This is a genomic window from Pseudomonas sp. QC2 (genome assembly GCF_002859085.1).
Taxonomy (GTDB): domain Bacteria; phylum Pseudomonadota; class Gammaproteobacteria; order Pseudomonadales; family Pseudomonadaceae; genus Aquipseudomonas; species Aquipseudomonas petroselini.
The window spans coordinates 32,273-47,632 of sequence record NZ_PKKS01000026.1 but is presented as its reverse complement, the minus strand read 5'-3'; the positions used below and the strand labels follow the sequence as shown (position 1 = coordinate 47,632).

Below are 15,360 nucleotides of genomic sequence, written 5' to 3'. Positions count from 1 at the left end.
ATATGGAACTTGATCTCTGGACGCAGAGCCTGGTCACCGCGATGACCGCATTGTGGACCAAGGTGGCGAATTTCATTCCCAACCTGTTTGGTGCGCTGGTGCTGGTGCTGTTGGGTTTTGTCGTAGCCAAGCTGCTCGACACCCTGCTGTCCAAATTGCTGGCAAAACTGGGCCTGGACCGGCTGATGGCAGGCACCGGCCTGACCAAGCTGTTGGGCCGTGCCGGGCTGCAAGTACCGATTTCAACATTGATCGGCAAGATCGTTTATTGGTTTGTTTTGCTGATTTTTCTGGTTTCTGCGGCTCAATCCCTTGGACTTGAGCGAGTTTCAGCTACGCTCGACATGCTGGCGCTGTATTTGCCGAAGGTTTTTGGCGGCGCGCTGGTACTGCTGGTAGGCGTTTTGCTGGCGCAATTGGCCAATGGGCTGGTGCGTGGCGCCGCTGAAGGTGTGGGACTGGATTACGCCGCCGGCCTGGGGCGAATCGCTCAAGGGCTGGTGATCATCATCAGTATTTCAGTCGCGATCAGCCAGTTGGAGGTCAAGACTGACCTGCTCAACCATGTGATTGTGATCGTTTTGATTACCGTTGGTCTGGCAGTTGCGCTGGCCATGGGCTTGGGAAGCCGGGAAATTGCCGGTCAGATTCTTGCGGGAATCTATGTGCGTGAGCTGTATCAGGTTGGGCAACAGGTGCGTGTGGGCGAGGTCGAAGGGCAAATCGAGGAGATCGGCACGGTCAAGACAACGGTGCTGACCGATGACGGCGACTTGGTGTCGCTGTCCAATCGGATTCTCCTGGAGCAGCAGGTCAGTAGCCGCTAACCCGGCAAACCCTGCTAATGTACGCCGCCGCGAACCCGGCTGATCGGGCTGTGGCGGACATTGACCTGACTGTCGGCACGACTTGTTTTGAATAAAGCCCAAACGCTGTCCACGCGCTATGACCCCCGTGAGCTCTCTGATGAGGAGTTGGTCGCGCGTGCGCACACGGAGCTGTTTCACGTAACTCGCGCGTACGAAGAATTGATGCGCAGATATCAACGCACTTTGTTCAACGTTTGTTCAAGGTATTTAGGGAACGATAGAGATGCGGATGATGTCTGTCAGGAAGTGATGCTCAAGGTGTTGTACGGCCTGAAGAACTTCGAGGGCAAATCGAAGTTCAAGACCTGGCTGTACAGCATCACGTACAACGAGTGCATCACGCAGTATCGGAAGGAACGGCGAAAGCGTCGCTTGATGGACGCTTTGAGTCTGGACCCCCTTGAGGAGGCGTCTGAAGAAAAGGCGCCGGCACCCGAGGAGAAGGGCGGACTCGATCGCTGGCTGGTGTATGTGAATCCGATTGACCGGGAAATTCTGGTGCTACGATTTGTCGCAGAGCTGGAATTTCAGGAAATCGCCGACATCATGCACATGGGTTTGAGTGCTACAAAAATGCGTTACAAACGTGCTCTTGATAAATTACGTGAGAAATTTGCGGGCGAGACTGAAACTTAGTGCGTGGCAAATATCTCTTACGTGTAGGCAAGTTCTGTTAGACTTGTCGCCGAGTTGTCCCCCGGTTTGTGGGACTGCTTTACAATCACCAGATGGGGATTTAACGGATGAAACTGAAAAACACCTTGGGCTTGGCCATTGGTTCTCTTATTGCCGCTACTTCTTTCGGCGTTCTGGCACAAGGCCAAGGCGCAGTTGAAGGCGAGCTGTTCTACAAGAAGCAGTACAACGATAGCGTCAAGCACATCGAAGACGGCTTCAATCCTGGCGCTCGCATCGGTTACTTCCTGACCGACGACCTGTCCTTGAACCTGTCCTACGACAAAACCAACCACACCCGTTCGAACGACGGTACTGGTAACCAGAAGATCAAAGGCGATACCGGCAGCCTGGTTGCCCAGTATCACTTCGGTCAAGCTGGCGTAGACAGCCTGCGTCCATACGTAGAAGGCGGTTTCGGCCACCAGAGCCGTACCAACGTTCAGGCTGACGGCCACAGCGGTCGCGACCAGACTACCTTCGCTACCGTTGGTACTGGCGTGAAGTACTACTTCACCAACAACCTGTACGCTCGTGCCGGTGTTGAAGCTGACTACGGTCTGGACAACGGCAAGTGGGACTACTCCGCACTGGTCGGCCTGGGCGTGAACTTCGGCGGTAACGCTGGCGCAGCTGCTCCAGCTCCTACCCCAGCACCAGCTCCAGAGCCAACTCCAGAGCCAGAAGCTCCAGTTGCTCAGGTTGTTCGTGTTGAGCTGGACGTTAAGTTCGACTTCGACAAGTCGGTTGTTAAGCCTAACAGCTACGGCGACGTGAAAAACCTGGCCGACTTCATGGCTCAGTACCCAGCTACCAACGTAGAAGTTGCTGGTCACACTGACTCCGTAGGTCCAGACGCTTACAACCAGAAGCTGTCCCAGCGTCGTGCTGACGCTGTTAAGCAAGTCCTGGTTAAAGATGGCGTTGCTCCAAGCCGCATCACCGCAGTAGGTTACGGCGAATCCCGCCCAGTTGCTGACAACGCAACTGAAGCTGGTCGTGCTGTTAACCGTCGCGTAGAAGCGTCGGTTGAAGCTCAAGCTCAGTAATTACTGAGTGGTAGAAAAAAGCCCGGCTTAGGCCGGGCTTTTTTTTGCCTGCGATTTGCCTCAGGCGCGTACGGCTTCTGCGAGGTAGGTTGCCTGTTCGGCGGCGGCAACACGGCCGATCACCAGGATCGCGGGGCTCTTCAGGGCAAATGCCTGTGCATCTTCATACATCCGGGACAGCTCGCTGCGGCATTCCCTTTGTTGGGGCAGCGATGCGTTTTCGATCATCGCCACCGGCATATCCGCCGTCATCCCGCCGTCGAGCAATTGCTGACGGATCTCCTCCAGCTTCGCTACGCCCATGTACACCACCAAGGTGGTCCCGCCCTCTGCCAGTGCGCGCCAATTCAGGCTGCTGTCGTCCTGGGTGTGCGCTGTGACCAGGGTCACGCCGCGACTCACGCCGCGCAACGTCAACGGAACCGCGCAATTCGTCGCGCCCGCCAGCCCCGCCGTAATCCCGTTGACCAACTCCACTTCGACACCTCGTTCACGCAGCCAAACAGCTTCTTCGCCACCGCGCCCGAAAATGCATGGGTCGCCGCCCTTCAGTCGCACCACGCACTTGCCTTGACGGGCATAGCGCAGCATCAGGCGGTGAATAAAGTCTTGCGGCGTTGAGCGGCAGCCGCCGCGTTTGCCGACGGTGATCACTCGTGCCCCGGCGCAATGCTCCAGTACGGCCGGGTTGACCAGATCATCGATCAGCACCACATCGGCTTCGTGCATGGCCCGTACGGCCTTGAGGGTCAACAGTTCTGGGTCACCGGGACCTGCGCCTACCAGCCAGACTTTTGCGTTCATGTGTTTTCCCTCGTGTAGAGATGACGTCAGCGGTGAAAGAGTGAATACAGCAGCACCAGATTGATCAGCAGCGAAGCCAGCGCCAGGGTCCGCCAGACTTTCAATGGCTCGCGCTCCAGCAAAGGCCTGGGCCGGATGCTCAGTTCCTGGCGGTCTGCCTGTTCCAGCACCCGCAACCATTCCTCGGCGGTTTCATATCGATGCTCAGGCTGGGCGGCCACGGCTCGCTCCAGGCTGAGCGGCAGCCAATCCGGCAAGTCGGGGCGATAACGGCTGGCGCTGACCGGCTGGGTAAACTTGGGGCGTTGGAAGGCCTCGATCTCACCGTAGGGGTAATGCCCGGTCAGCAGGTAATAGAGGGTGACGCCGACGCTATATAAATCCTGTTGAGCGGTAGGAGGGTCACCATTGAATGCCTCGGGTGCGATAAAGCTCGGCGTACCAGGCAGTACGTGAGCGCGGTCCTCCGAAAGGCCGGGGCAGTAGGCCAGGCCGAAATCCAGCACCCGCAGTTCACCGTCGTCCCCTTGCAGCAGGTTTTCCGGCTTAATGTCGCGGTGCAGGATTTGCCGTCGATGCAGCATGCCCACCGCCCGCAGCAAGCGCTCGGCAATGGACTGCCACTGCGCCAGGGGCAACGTACCCTGTTGCTTGAACACTTCAGCGAGGGTTTGCCCTGGGTATTCACGCATGACGTAGTACAAATGCTGACGCCCGCTGGCGGGATGGACTTCAGGAAAGGACCGCCCGGCGACGCGTCGTAAAAACCACTCCTCCGACAACAACGCTTGGCCGGCGTCGCTGTCATCGTCGCGGCTCAACGGCAGGGTTTTCAGCAGCCAGGGTTGCTGTTGGGCATCCCGCACCCGGTACAGCAACGACTGTCGGCTTTGCGCCAGCACGGTTTCTACCTGCCAGCCTTCAAAACGTTGTCCGGCCCTCAAGGCTGGCGGCAGTGGCCATTGCTGTAATTGCACCAGCGCATCGCCCAACGTGGCCGCGCCGAGGGTGTCCACGCGCACCAGCAGGGCGCTGGCGTTGTCCTGGCTGCCCGCCAGGTGCGCGGCGTTCACTAGCGTGTTGACCGCCAGATCCAAGTCCGTTTGTTCGCGCAGGATGGCGCTGATGCTGTGATCGCCCAGGGTTGCCCACACGCCGTCACTGAGCAGCAGGAAGCACTCGCCTTCGCGCAATTGGCCATCCAGGAAGTCCAGCACCAGGTGCTGGTCCAGGCCCAATGCGCGCTTCAGCACGTGTTGCATGCCCGGCTGTTCCCAGACGTGATCCTCGCTGATGCGCTGCAACTCACCGTCCAGCCAGCGATACGTCCGGCAATCCCCGACATGCGCCAGGGTAAAGCGCTGGCCGCGAAACACCAGGGCGCTGAGGGTGGTCAGCAAGGGCTGGCCACCCCCATTGGCTTGCAACCAGCGATTCTGTGCCAGTAGCAAACGTTCCAGGGCCTGGGCCACGCCCCAGGTTTGCGGCGTGGCGTAGTAATCCAAGGCCAGCGCCTGCAAGGTCGAGCGCGCGGCCAAGCCACCATCGGCACACTGGCTTACGCCGTCGGCGATGGCGCACAGGTAGCCTTTGCTGGCCGCCAGTTCGGCCACGGGCGTCACCACCCGCAGCGCGTCCTGGTTTTCCGTGCGTGGGCCGATGGCACTGGCCTGGGCGACGCTCAGCTGCAGGCTCATCAGACGCGGGCAGCCGTCACAGCGGCCGAACCCCAGGTGGTTCTCCAGCGACGTTTCACGCCATGCAGGCCAAACCAGGCTAACACGCCCAGGCTGGCAAACAGCCACAGCGCCATCTGATAGCTGCCGGTGCTTTGTTTGATCGCACCCATGCCCGCTGCCAGGGCGAAGCCGCCGATGCCGCCGGCCATGCCGATCAGGCCGGTCATCACGCCGATCTCACGCCGAAAACGCTGTGGCACCAGTTGGAACACCGCGCCATTACCTGCCCCCAGGCCGAGCATGGTGCAGACGAACAGGGCCAGCGCCGCGTAGGAACTCGGCAGGTTGAAGCCCACCGCCGCGATGCAGATCGCCGCTACGCTGTACATGCCCAACAGGGTCCGGATCCCGCCGAAACGGTCCGCCAGGGCGCCGCCCAGTGGGCGCATCAGGCTGCCGCCGAACACGCACGCGGCGGTGTAGTAGCCGGCGGTCACCGGGCTCAGCCCGTACTGGTCGTTGAAATAGCCGGGCAGAGCGCTCGCCAGGCCGATAAAGCCGCCGAAGGTCACGCTGTAGAAAAACATGAACCACCAGCTGTCACGGTCGCCCAGCGCCTTGAAGTAGTCGGCCATGGACTTGGCTTTGGGCCGTTCAGGGGCGTTGCGGGCGAGCCAGGCAAAGACGATCAGGGTCAGCACCAGTGGGATCAAGGCAAAGCCGAAGACGTTGCTCCAGCCAAATGCAGCGGCCAATACCGGCGCCAGCAATGCGGCGAACACCGTGCCGGAGTTACCTGCACCGGCGATGCCCATGGCTTTGCCCTGATGCTCGGCCGGGTACCACTGGGACGCCAGCGGCAGTGCAACCGCAAACGACGCGCCGGCCATGCCCAGGAACACGCCCAGCAACAAGGCTTGCTCGTAACTGTGGATGCCCAGTTTCCAGGCGCCGAACAAGGCGCAGATGACTATCACCTGTCCAATCATGCCGGCGGTCTTGGGCGACAGTTTGTCCGCGAGCATGCCCATCAAGAAGCGCAGCACCGCACCGGCGAGAATCGGCGTCGCCACCATCAGGCCGCGCTGCTGGGTGGTGAGGTGCAGGTCGGCGGCAATTTGGATTGCCAGTGGGCCAAGCAGGTACCAGACCATGAAACTCAGGTCGAAATACAGGAAGGCGGCAAACAGGGTCGGGGTGTGCCCGGATTTCCAGAAGCTTGATTTCATCACGCACCTCAACGGTTGGGAGTCTTGTAAGAAGGCCTGGTGATGGAACAGCCGGATAAGGCCGCCCCACCGGCCCCGTTTCCGGGGCCAAAACAAAAAAAACGCCGCCACCGGGTTCGCGAGGGCAAACCGGGTGTGCGACGTCTTTGTCGTGGAGGGGCAACCGCCGTTGGCTACCTGTGATGTTTACTTAGCAAGAGCTGCGCCAAATCAGCCAAGCAACTCACTCATGGCGATAATCTGCTCCGCTACCTGGATCAGCTTCTGCTGGCGGCTCATGGCCTGGCGGCGCATCAGCGTGTACGCCTCTTCCTCGTTGCAGTCCTTCATTTTCATCAGCATGCCCTTGGCCAGCTCGATGCGCTTGCGCTCGGCGAGCTGTTGGTCCCGCGCCTGGAGTTGGGCGCGCAAGGCCTGGTCGCTTTCGAAGCGGGCCATGGCCACGTCGAGGATCGGCTGCAGGCGCTGGGCCTGGATACCTTCGACGATGTAGGCGCTGACGCCGGACTTGATCGCTTGGCGCATCACGTTCGGGTCGTGTTCGTCGGTAAACATCACGATGGGCCGAGGTTGATCGCGGCTGACCAGCACCACTTGCTCCATCACATCGCGGCCCGGTGACTCGGTATCGATCAGGATGACATCCGGGCGCACCGTTTCGACGCGCGCGGGCAGGTCGATGGTCAGGCCGGACTCATCGATCACCTCAAAACCGGCTTCGATCAGCGCTGCCCTGAGACGGCCGACCTTGCGCGGGGTGTCGTTGATTAACAGGATTCGCAGCATGGACGTCCTCCTGTCAGCGCAAGGCTTGGCGGTGGGTGTGATCGGCCAGGGCATGCAGGCGGAAGCTGCGGGCATAGCCGGCGGGGTCGGAACCGTCCCAAATTTTGCCGTCGATCAGTTGGCTGCTGCGCATGTCCTGGTCTTTCGTGGTGATACCCAGCGCCTCGGCGGCCTGGCGATAAAGCCCTAGTTGCTGCACTTGGCGTGCGACACCGAGATAGTCGGGGTCTTCGCGCAAAAGGCCCCAGCGTCGGAATTGGGTCATGAACCACATGCCGTCAGAGAGGTAGGGCAGGTTGACGTCACCACCGGCAAAAAATCTCAGGGCGTGCGGATCCTGCCACCGGTTGCCCAGGCCGTCGTCATAGGCGCCGAGCAGGCGCGGTTCGATGCAATCGAGCGGGGCGTCGAGGTACTCGCGGCCACTGAGCAATTGCGCGGTGGAGCGGCGGTTCTCGCTGCTCGCTTCGATAAACCGACTGGCTTCCAGGATCGCCATCACCAGTACACGCGCGGTGTTGGGGTACTGTTCGACAAACGCCTGGGTGCAACCGAGCACTTTTTCCGGATGATCCGGCCAGATCGTCTGGGTGGTTGCCAAGGTAAATCCTTGGTTTTGCTTTACCGCGCTGGCACACCAGGGTTCGCCGACGCAAAACCCATCGATGCGCCCGGCTTGCAGGTGCGCCAGCATTTGCGGTGGCGGCACCACCACGCTGTCCACATCCTGTAATGGATGAATCCCTTGGCTCGCCAGCCAGTAATAGAGCCACATGGCGTGGGTGCCCGTAGGAAAGGTCTGGGCGAAGGTCAGTTTTGTTCGGCTTTGGTGCACGTGACGGTCCAGCGCCTCAGGAGTGATCACCCCTTGCTGCTGCAAACCGTGGGACAGGTTGATGCTCTGGCCGTTCTGGTTGAGTCCCATCAGTACGGCCATGTCGGTGGGCGCGACGCCGCCGATGCCCAGGTGCACGGCATAGATCAACCCGTACAGGCTGTGGGCGGCATCCAGTTCGCCGCTGACCAGTTTGTCGCGCAGGTTGGCCCAGGACGATTGACGCTTGAGGTTCAGGGTCAGGCCGTAAGGTTGAGCGAACCCTTGGGTGGCTGCCACCACCATCGAGGCGCAGTCGCTCAGGGCCATGAAGCCGAGGTCGAGGCTGCTCTTTTCCGGGGCATCACTGCCGTTGACCCAGGCCAGCGGGTCGTTCATCGGGCTGTTGCCAACCGAATCGTTCATCTACACCTACCTTTTCATTCAAAAAAAAGCGTCGTTCCCCCAGATGGCGATGTAAGCCACTGCGAGTAACGACGCCTTTGTCTGTCAGCTCGCGCCGCCGTTGGTGCGTGCTCTGATACCGAGTTCATAGCAAGGCACATGCCACGGGCGGTGCGCCTCGGGCAGCCATCAACTTTCCATCAAGATTGAAACCGGGGGGCCTTTCAGTATGGCGGCACTCTCAATGCCAGACTGCCCAGGAATCCCCCCGGTGTACGCCGACTTCATTGCAACGATGCCCCGTCTCTGGCTGTGCCGTCGGTTGTTGTTTACCGTGCTGCTTGCCGTGCTGGTGTCGGAAAGTGCGCTCGTCTGGGGCGAGCTTTACCAGGCGCAGGACGAAAGCCTGCATACCGTGTTCACCGCCCTGTCGGAGCCGCTGGGGTTGCCCATCGTTGTCAGCGCCGCGGTGGCGCGCAAACGCGTCAGCGCAGCGCTTGATTTCGAGACGCCGCAGCCGGCCCTGGAGGCGCTTGCACTGCAACAAGGGTTGATCTGGTACAGCGACGGTCAAGCGCTCTATGTCTATGACGCTGACGAGGCAAAAAGCTCTGCGGTGACCTTGCGGCATATTTCCGTCGACAGGCTGCGTAGCCTCATGCGCCGATCGGGTCTCGATGAGTCACGCTATCCCTTGCGTGAAAGTGGAGTACGCACATTTTATGTGTCCGGCCCACCAAACTATGTCGACCAAGTGCTGCGCCTGACCCAATTGATGGACCGGCAAAGGGCCGATCTGCGGGTGGGCAAGCAGGCTTTTGGCGTGGTGCAGGTGCTCAATACCGATGTGGCCGACCGACAGTACGGCACGAGCGACAGCCCGGTCACCCTACCGGGGATGGCGTCGATGATCGAAACCCTGCTGGCCACTGAGCACCAGGGGATGCTGGCCGACAAGAGCCTTGGCGTGATTGCCTACCCGGATAGCAACAGCCTACTGATCAAGGGCAAGCCGGCGCAGGTGAGTTTCATCCAGAAACTGGTGGCGGAACTCGACATACCCAAGCGATCGATTGAAGTCTCGCTGTGGCTAGTGGATCTGGAGCGCGACGAACTGAAGAAGCTGGGCATGGACTGGGGCGACGACACCAACACTTCGACCACGCGTGTCCTGGCGCCCGTGGACGACAGTCACTTGATGGCCAGCATCGGCGCATTGGAGCGTCGGCGGCGGGCGACGGTGGCGACATTGCCGGTGATTCTCACCCAGGAGAACGTACCCGCGGTGTTTCAAGATAACCACACGTTCTATATGCCACCTCCCGGAAGTGACCGAACTGACTGGAAACCTGTGCGTTATGGCACCCAGGTCAGCGTACTGCCGCGTTTTGCCGAGGCTAACCAGATCGAGATGCGCCTTGAGGTTCAGGACGGACGCCAGATGAGTGAGGCGCCGGGGCGTGAAAAAAACACGGCGGTGGGGCGAGTGGGTGTCAACAGTGTGGTGCGTTTACCTCCAGGCAGGCGCCTATGGCTGGGCGCGTTTAACCGCAAGTCAGAAGGGCGAGGGCGTCCGGCCCAAGTGCGGCTATTTGTGGTCCAGGCCAGAGCCGTGGGCGGCGAGTTGAAGGACGCGGTCGAGCGCGCAGGCCCACCCCCCTTGACGGCTGCGCAATACGACCGTGTTCAACGTGCATTTGTACGGCCGGAGCGTGATCTCGCACCTGCATCAGGTGAATAGCGAAACGTCTTACAACATGACTTTGAAAAGCGCTGCGCGTATGAGCCTTTTCCTAACGTGAGCGGCGAGGCAGGCTCTATATAGTCGTGACATCGGTACTTGAGCCAGAAATGGAAATGGGGACTTCAATGTCATTCGTCGGAGGTCGAGGTGGTAATGGCCGTCATGGATAATGGAGGGACGGCCATTACCCTGTTTTTTTCGCATTGGGCCTTGTATGACGATGGTCGCCTGATCGGCGAGGGGTCGGACGACCAGTTACCGCCCAAGGAACTGCAGGTGTTGCGATTGCTGCTGGAGTCCGAGGGCGTTTTGATGACCAAGGATCGGTTGTTGGAGCTGGCCTGGCCCCAGGGGGAGGTCGCCGAGGAGTCACTGACACGCTGCATATACTCGCTGCGCAAGTACCTTGGCGCCGACAAGGGATTTATCAAGACGATATACGGTCGTGGCTACCGTTTTACCTGCCCGGTGAGCGTCGAAGGGCATGCGCCGGGTCATAGGGCGCATGTGTGCTCGGTATGTGGCCAAGTCAGCCATGGCGGGTTAAAGCGTGGTTCGGTAACCCGTGGCTAGGTTCTGGAGCAAGGGCTGGGTGTTGAGTGTGATGATGACCAGCAACCAGGCGCTGGCCTATTGCTGGGAGGAGGCGGCCAGTCACTACAATATCGAGCCGGAGTTACTGCAAGCGATCGCCGCCGTAGAGTCGGGTTATCGGGCGCAAGCGATGAATCATGCCAACCGTAATGGCACCCGAGACATCGGCCTGATGCAGATCAACAGTATCCACTTGCCTCGCCTGCTCAAGCAGGGCATTACCGAGGATCGGTTGCTCAATGAGCCCTGCCTGTCGGTGGAGGTGGGGGCTTCGATTCTCGCCGAGTTCATCCAGCGCTTTGGCTACAACTGGACAGCGGTAGGGTCATATAACGCAGGGACGGGGGCCGGGCCCGAGCGTGAGGCGTTGCGCATGCAGTATGCACAGAAAATCTGGGCGTATTATGAGCAACTGGTTGCGCATCGCTACTGACGATTGAGGTTCACGCCTCGCACGCTCCCTATCACCCCGGCTATAATCGCCGCCACCTTTCGCCGCCATCCGAGTCTAGCCCGCCCATGTATACCCTGGCCCGCCAGCTGTTGTTCAAACTCTCCCCGGAAACCTCCCACGATCTGTCCCTGGACCTGATCGGTGCCGGTGGTCGCCTGGGGCTCAATGGCCTGGTTTGCAAGGCACCGGCAAAGGTGCCGGTATCGGTGATGGGGCTCGATTTCCCCAACCCGGTCGGGCTCGCGGCTGGCTTGGATAAAAACGGTGCGGCCATCGATGGTTTTGCACAGTTGGGTTTCGGCTTTGTCGAGATCGGCACCGTGACCCCGCGACCACAACCGGGCAACCCCAAGCCGCGTATCTTCCGCCTGCCGGAAGCCGAGGCGATCATCAACCGCATGGGGTTCAACAACCTGGGCGTTGATCATCTGTTGTCGCGGGTTCAAGCGGCAAAGTACCAGGGCATCCTGGGCATCAATATCGGCAAGAATTTCGATACCCCGGTTGAGCGTGCAGTGGATGATTACCTGATTTGCCTGGACAAGGTTTACGCCCACGCCAGCTATGTCACCGTTAACGTCAGCTCACCCAATACCCCGGGCCTGCGCAGCCTGCAGTTCGGCGACTCGCTCAAGCAATTGCTCGAGGCTCTGCGCCAGCGCCAGGAAGACCTGGCCGTGCGCCATGGCAAGCGCGTGCCGTTGGCAATCAAGATTGCTCCGGACATGAGCGACGAAGAAACCGTGCTGGTGGCCCAGGCCCTGGTCGATTCCGGCATGGATGCAGTCATCGCCACCAACACCACCCTCAGCCGCGTCGGTGTCGAAGGCCTGGCCCATGGCGACGAAGCGGGCGGCCTGTCGGGTGCGCCAGTGCGTGACAAGAGCACGCATATCGTCAAGGTACTGGCTGCCGAGCTGGCCGGGCGCTTGCCGATCATCGCGGTCGGCGGTATTACCGAAGGCAAACACGCGGCGGAGAAAATCGCTGCCGGCGCGAGCCTGGTGCAGTTGTACTCCGGCTTTATCTACAAGGGGCCGGCACTGATTCGCCAGTCGGTGGATGCGATTGCAGCCCTGCCCAAAGCCTGAGAAACCCTAAACAGCGCCCATTAAAAAGGGCTCCTCAAAAGGAGCCCCTGGGCCGAAGCCCGCCGCCTGGATAGGGCGTGCGTGGTTAAGTCGTTACATATTCGTGGTGGTGTCGGAATTTATTGCCCTTGATTAGCCGACGGCGTGAAGTTCGTTGAGTCTGTGGATGCCCGCAGTGCCAGTCATACCGTCCCAGTTGTCGCCGCGTCCTTCTCGCCAGCCGTTGATCCAGGCTTGGCGTACCGACGGTAGAGTAAATGGGCAAAGCTCACGGGATTTGCCATGAACGCCATATTGATATCCGCGTAAAAATGCTCTTTCCAACGGATCACGCTTAAGTCTTCTCATAGGGTGTTTCCCTCACTTGTTGACTGTCTTGATATCCTTCGGCCTCGTCTGAGGCCGGGCAGAGTTTTTCTGCCGTTGGTGGGCTCGCTGCCGGCGTGGCGAGCCTAGGTGTCGGCGTCGTTACGGCGCCAACCTGTGTTGAGTTCTAACCAATAGGTCACATGGATTCAATGATCGTTTTGTCATAAGCACGTAACGATAACGATGCTATAGCCATAAGCTGGGATGGCTTTTCGCCCCTTTTATTGGGCAAAGCCAGCTATGATGCACCCTGCAAAGAGGATGGGTTTAATCCTTTAGTGAGAATTTCCGCCCGTTGCGGTCGGTTATTATTCGACGAAGGGTCGGAATATTTCTTTTTGTTGCTGCAAATTCTCTCTCTGCCCCGTCGATAAAGGCCCAAGGGCTCGTTAGACGGGGTGGGACGGCACATTCGTGCCACGCGAGCACTCTTCAAGAAAAGTGCTTGATTGAAAACCGAGCCGGCGATGCGTCGCCCGTTCATTTATTGCTGAAAAGCCTGGATTGCCCCATGTCGGACCGTTTTGAACTCTTCCTCACTTGCCCCAAGGGCCTCGAAGGCCTGCTGATCGAGGAAGCCGTCGGGCTTGGCCTTGAGGAAGCCCGCGAGCACACCTCGGCCGTGCGCGGCATGGCCAACATGGAAACCGCCTACCGCCTGTGCCTCTGGTCGCGACTGGCCAACCGCGTGCTGCTGGTGCTCAAGCGCTTCCCGATGAAGGACGCCGAAGACCTCTACCACGGCGTACTGGATATCGAGTGGGCCGACCACATGGTGCCGGATGGCACCCTGGCGGTTGAGTTCAGCGGCCACGGTTCTGGCATCGACAACACCCACTTCGGCGCGCTGAAGGTCAAGGATGCGATCGTCGACAAGCTGCGCACCCCGACCGGCGAGCGCCCGTCCATCGACAAGATCAACCCGGACCTGCGCATCCACCTGCGCCTGGACCGTGGCGAAGCCATCCTGTCCCTCGACCTGTCCGGCCACAGCCTGCATCAGCGTGGCTACCGCCTGCAGCAGGGCGCGGCACCGTTGAAGGAAAACCTGGCCGCCGCGATCCTGATTCGTTCGGGCTGGCCGCGCATTGCTGCCGAGGGCGGCGCGCTGACCGACCCGATGTGCGGCGTCGGTACCTTCCTGGTCGAAGGCGCGATGATCGCTGCCGACATGGCGCCCAACCTGAATCGCGAACTGTGGGGCTTCACCACTTGGCTCGGTCACGTCCCGGCGCTGTGGAAGAAGCTGCACACTGAGGCGACTGAGCGCGCGGCCATCGGCATGAACAAGCCGCCACTGTGGGTGCGTGGCTATGAAGCTGATCCTCGGCTGATCCAACCCGCGCGCAACAACATTGAGCGCGCCGGCCTGAGCCACTGGATCAAGGTGTACCAGGGCGAAGTCGGTACCTTCGAGCCGCGCCCGGACCAGAACCAGAAAGGCCTGGTCATCTGCAACCCGCCGTACGGCGAGCGCCTGGGTGATGAAGCCAGCCTGTTGTACCTCTACCAGAACCTCGGCGAGCGTTTGCGCCAGGCGTGCATGGGCTGGGAGGCGGCGGTGTTCACCGGCGCGCCGGACCTGGGCAAGCGCATGGGCATTCGCAGTCACAAACAGTATTCGTTCTGGAACGGCGCGTTGCCGTGCAAATTGCTGCTGATCAAGGTCAACCCTGACCAGTTTGTCACCGGCGAGCGTCGCACCCCGGAGCAGCGCCAGGCCGAGCGTGAGCAAGCCGCTTACGATCAAGCCCCGGTCGAGCCGCAAGAGCGTCAGTACAACAAGAACGGCAACCCGATCAAACCCGCCCCGGCACCGGTGGTCGAGCAGGCGCGCCTGAGCGAAGGCGGGCAGATGTTTGCCAACCGCCTGCAGAAGAACCTCAAGCTGCTGGGCAAGTGGGCCAAGCGTGAAGGCGTGGATTGCTACCGTGTGTACGACGCCGACATGCCGGAATACTCCATGGCCATCGACCTGTACCACGATTGGGTCCACGTACAGGAATACGCCGCACCGAAGTCCATTGACCCGGAAAAAGCCTCCGCGCGTATGTTCGATGCCTTGGCGGCGATTCCCCAGGCGCTGAACATCGACAAGAGCCGTGTGGTGGTCAAGCGTCGCGAGCGTCAGAGCGGCACCAAGCAGTACGAGCGCCAGAGCGCCCAGGGCAAGTTCACTGAAGTCAGCGAAGGCGGCGTGAAGCTGCTGGTCAACCTCACCGACTACCTGGACACCGGCCTGTTCCTCGACCACCGCCCGATGCGCATGCGCATCCAGAAGGAAGCGGCCGGCAAGCGCTTCCTCAACCTGTATTGCTACACCGCCACCGCCAGCGTGCACGCGGCCAAGGGCGGCGCGCGCAGCACTACCAGCGTCGATTTGTCCAAGACTTACCTGGACTGGGCGCGTCGCAACTTCTCCCTCAACGGTTTCTCCGACAAGAACCGTCTGGAGCAGGGTGACGTGATGGCGTGGCTGGAGGCCAGCCGTGATGAGTTCGACCTGATCTTCATCGACCCGCCGACCTTCTCCAACTCCAAGCGCATGGAAGGCATCTTCGACGTACAGCGCGACCACGTGCAGTTGCTTGACTTGGCCATGGCCCGCCTGGCGCCGGGTGGCGTGCTGTACTTCTCGAACAACTTCCGCAAGTTTGTGCTCGAGGACAACCTCAGCGAGCGCTATGCGGTCGAGGAAATCAGCGACAAGACCCTCGACCCGGATTTCGCGCGTAACGCGAAGATCCACCGGGCGTGGAAAATCACCGCGCGCTGATCGCCGTCACCCAAAGCCGCAA

General features: G+C 60.4%; 14 protein-coding genes. 8 read left to right on the top strand and 6 right to left on the bottom strand.

Going from position 1 to position 15,360, the window contains the following annotated elements; genetic code table 11:
- The first annotated feature begins 2 nt into the window (after positions 1–2).
- The 3 genes from QCBJ_RS28410 (at position 3) to QCBJ_RS28400 (ending at position 2,593) form a co-directional block, all read left to right on the top strand.
- Positions 3–827 (top strand): mechanosensitive ion channel domain-containing protein, encoded by an 825-nt coding sequence (locus QCBJ_RS28410; RefSeq protein WP_003175519.1) that lies wholly within the window; start codon positions 3–5, stop codon positions 825–827.
- An 87-nt stretch (positions 828–914) separates the two neighbouring features.
- Positions 915–1,505, top strand: a complete 591-nt coding sequence (gene sigX / locus QCBJ_RS28405) for an RNA polymerase sigma factor SigX (protein ID WP_003175518.1) — start codon at positions 915–917, stop codon at positions 1,503–1,505.
- A gap of 107 nt (positions 1,506–1,612) precedes the next feature.
- Entirely contained in the window at positions 1,613–2,593 is a 981-nt protein-coding gene (locus tag QCBJ_RS28400) for an OmpA family protein (RefSeq protein ID WP_015885346.1), read from the top strand.
- A 60-nt stretch (positions 2,594–2,653) separates the two neighbouring features.
- On the opposite strand, the gene cobA is transcribed toward QCBJ_RS28400, so the two are convergent.
- The 5 genes from cobA to QCBJ_RS28375 form a co-directional block, all read right to left on the bottom strand.
- Positions 2,654–3,397 carry a uroporphyrinogen-III C-methyltransferase gene (cobA, locus tag QCBJ_RS28395; protein WP_102062054.1) on the bottom strand — a complete coding sequence of 248 codons (744 nt, stop codon included), beginning with the start codon at positions 3,395–3,397 and terminating at the stop codon, positions 2,654–2,656.
- A 26-nt stretch (positions 3,398–3,423) separates the two neighbouring features.
- A complete protein-coding gene (locus QCBJ_RS28390) occupies positions 3,424–5,094 on the bottom strand; it encodes a bifunctional protein-serine/threonine kinase/phosphatase (RefSeq protein WP_102062053.1) in 1,671 nt (556 codons plus the stop codon).
- Complete coding sequence (locus QCBJ_RS28385; RefSeq protein ID WP_043205751.1) at positions 5,094–6,305, bottom strand: NarK/NasA family nitrate transporter; 1,212 nt, start codon at positions 6,303–6,305, stop codon at positions 5,094–5,096. Before QCBJ_RS28385 ends, QCBJ_RS28390 begins: the two co-directional genes overlap by 1 nt.
- A 210-nt stretch (positions 6,306–6,515) precedes the next feature.
- Positions 6,516–7,091, bottom strand: coding sequence for an ANTAR domain-containing response regulator (locus QCBJ_RS28380; protein ID WP_015885342.1), 576 nt, complete (start codon positions 7,089–7,091; stop codon positions 6,516–6,518).
- A gap of 13 nt (positions 7,092–7,104) precedes the next feature.
- Positions 7,105–8,331: a CmpA/NrtA family ABC transporter substrate-binding protein gene (locus tag QCBJ_RS28375; RefSeq protein WP_102062052.1), complete on the bottom strand. Its 1,227-nt coding sequence runs from the start codon at positions 8,329–8,331 to the stop codon at positions 7,105–7,107.
- A gap of 274 nt (positions 8,332–8,605) precedes the next feature.
- Here QCBJ_RS28375 and sctC point away from each other — a divergent pair, with 274 nt between their 5' ends.
- From sctC to QCBJ_RS28355, 4 genes are all read left to right on the top strand, one after another.
- A complete protein-coding gene (sctC, locus tag QCBJ_RS28370) occupies positions 8,606–10,051 on the top strand; it encodes a type III secretion system outer membrane ring subunit SctC (protein ID WP_015885340.1) in 1,446 nt (481 codons plus the stop codon).
- A 156-nt stretch (positions 10,052–10,207) separates the two neighbouring features.
- The gene (locus tag QCBJ_RS28365; RefSeq protein WP_043205749.1) at positions 10,208–10,627 is read left to right on the top strand and encodes a winged helix-turn-helix domain-containing protein; all 420 of its coding nucleotides are present in this window, start codon (positions 10,208–10,210) and stop codon (positions 10,625–10,627) included.
- 31 nt (positions 10,628–10,658) lie between these two features.
- Positions 10,659–11,081 (top strand): transglycosylase SLT domain-containing protein, encoded by a 423-nt coding sequence (locus QCBJ_RS28360; protein ID WP_279615280.1) that lies wholly within the window; start codon positions 10,659–10,661, stop codon positions 11,079–11,081.
- An 86-nt stretch (positions 11,082–11,167) separates the two neighbouring features.
- The gene (locus QCBJ_RS28355; RefSeq protein WP_015885338.1) at positions 11,168–12,193 is read left to right on the top strand and encodes a quinone-dependent dihydroorotate dehydrogenase; all 1,026 of its coding nucleotides are present in this window, start codon (positions 11,168–11,170) and stop codon (positions 12,191–12,193) included.
- A gap of 132 nt (positions 12,194–12,325) precedes the next feature.
- Here QCBJ_RS28355 and rmf read toward each other — a convergent pair whose 3' ends face one another.
- Positions 12,326–12,541: a ribosome modulation factor gene (gene rmf, locus QCBJ_RS28350; protein WP_002553055.1), complete on the bottom strand. Its 216-nt coding sequence runs from the start codon at positions 12,539–12,541 to the stop codon at positions 12,326–12,328.
- A gap of 532 nt (positions 12,542–13,073) precedes the next feature.
- Between rmf and rlmKL the strand changes: the two genes are divergently transcribed.
- A complete protein-coding gene (gene rlmKL, locus QCBJ_RS28345) occupies positions 13,074–15,338 on the top strand; it encodes a bifunctional 23S rRNA (guanine(2069)-N(7))-methyltransferase RlmK/23S rRNA (guanine(2445)-N(2))-methyltransferase RlmL (RefSeq protein WP_102062051.1) in 2,265 nt (754 codons plus the stop codon).
- Positions 15,339–15,360 lie beyond the last annotated feature (22 nt).